General features: G+C 59.8%; 1 pseudogene. It reads right to left on the bottom strand.

The annotated features are described in order from the left end of the window. Window positions 1-328 (bottom strand): annotated as a pseudogene (locus K1F36_RS19870) (GMC family oxidoreductase); the annotation flags it as partial.

Genomic DNA, 328 nt, shown 5'->3' with positions numbered 1-328 from the left:
CGCCCCATACCTCGATATGGTAGCCCCTCGGGAAGTCCAGCTTGCTGTTGTCCCCCCACCATGGGGAGTACACGTGCATACCGCCAACGCCGTCCTCGTTATAGGAGACCTTCCGGTTCATCAGGTCCGGGATGAAGCCCGCCCTGTCGGCCCCCGTCGAGTCGTGCAGGTACTTGCCCACCACATCGCTGCTGTTGCCCAGCCCGTTCGGGTGCCGGTCGCTCTTGGAGTTCAGCAATATACGCGCCGAACTACAGGCCGAGGCCCCCAGAACGACCACCTTGCCCTTGAGCTTATATTCCTTTCTGTCTTCTTTGTTGATGTAGGA

It is taken from the genome of Flagellimonas abyssi, assembly GCF_019457905.1.
Taxonomy (GTDB): Bacteria; Bacteroidota; Bacteroidia; order Flavobacteriales; family Flavobacteriaceae; genus Flagellimonas; species Flagellimonas abyssi.
Note: the sequence above shows the minus strand (reverse complement) of the source record. Positions and strands in the feature narration are given on the sequence as shown.